We start from the raw sequence: 1,399 nt of genomic DNA, 5'->3' as shown, positions 1-1,399 counted from the left end.
ATCAGGCGCCTGGTGATGTTTGAAATGGTCTGAGGCGAAAGGCCGGTAGCACCAACGAGCTCGACGCGACTCAGGCCCGTGGCGGATCGGCGGACGGCGTCGAGAATGACCGATTGATTGAAGTCGGCCATAGCTGGCAGGTTAGTGCCGCGACGCGCCGTCGCGCCCTTCTGGTCGCTCATGTTTAGACGCTAGCGCCTCGACGCAGATCTTTGGCGATGAAAGATTGAACCGGCCCTGATTTTTCCTGTCGCCTTCCATCCCGCGCTCCGCCTATCCCTCGCGTCCACCCGTCTGGCTCACAAGCATTTCTAGCTCAGCGACTCTCGATACGACGGCCTCAGGGAGCACTGACGCTTCGAAGAAGGAGGCATTCAACTTCCCGGCGGCTGTCTGCGCGCCAGGAATCTCCGATACCCGCGTCGCGAATCTCCGCACTGCTGCCTCGACGCTCTGCGTCATGCTGAGCGAGGCCAGGTCGACTCCAAACGTCACGAATTCAGCGCCGGACCATTGGCCTCCTTCTGGGGCCAACCAACCAATCGACAATGGTTGGCGTCGGTCGGTCGTTGTGAATCGGATTGACGCCCCCTTCTCGCGCCATCTGACCTCGAGACCGAGGGACGAGCATCCCGCTATCGGGTCCTTCATCGCATCACGCGTGTCGGCAGCCGTGATGCTGCTGAGAAGAGCAGCCTCAACCCCAGAACGCCGTCACAACAGTCGGTGACTGCTCCATTCGACAGTCCGACGACCTAAGAAAAAGCCCCGGTAATAGCCATATTCAGTAGATTTGACCCTGCGACCCGGCGACTCTCAATCAAATCCGCGGGCGAGGCCTAACCGCCCCACGCACAACGGCAAAAACTTCGCTGATCAGCATAAACAAAACCAAGACTGGATATACATACGATTCCGAGGGCACCAGGCCCTCATAGAGATGGAATAGAGATTCCAGCAATTGGGCTCACAAGCGATGCGTAAACGGTGGTAAATGGTGACGACACGTATTTCTTAACGAAAAGAGTCCTGATAAACCTAGGTCTATCAGGACTTTTGTCGGGCTGACAGGATTTGAACCTGCGACCCCCTGACCCCCAGTCAGGTGCGCTACCAAGCTGCGCTACAGCCCGATGCTCCAACGTGACGACTTCAGAATCAAAGCCCGCGGGAGACAACTTGATTAGCTTACCGCCTCTCAGACCCCCTCGTGTGCACATGTGGCCGGTGCGGCGACCACAACTCCATTTCCGGCCTCTGGAGGCAGGGTTCGGCGCACAGATTTCCAGGATCACGCACGAGGCAGGGGGGGGGGGGGGGGGGGTCCTGGTCATCTGTTACACCCCGACCGACGATGGATCGAGGTCGCACTGCGCGCCCCGTCGGCGTCAGCCCGCCG

1 tRNA gene and 1 pseudogene are annotated in these 1,399 nt (G+C 59.3%); both read right to left on the bottom strand.

Going from position 1 to position 1,399, the window contains the following annotated elements:
• A pseudogene (locus JF66_RS24750) lies at positions 1 to 182 on the bottom strand (ROK family transcriptional regulator); the annotation flags it as partial.
• An 877-nt stretch (positions 183 to 1,059) separates the two neighbouring features.
• Positions 1,060 to 1,133 (bottom strand) — tRNA-Pro (locus tag JF66_RS19855).
• Between the last annotated feature and the right edge of the window lie 266 nt (positions 1,134 to 1,399).

Source organism: Cryobacterium sp. MLB-32 (genome assembly GCF_000738085.1).
Lineage (GTDB): Bacteria > Actinomycetota > Actinomycetes > Actinomycetales > Microbacteriaceae > Cryobacterium.
Note: the sequence above shows the minus strand (reverse complement) of the source record. Positions and strands in the feature narration are given on the sequence as shown.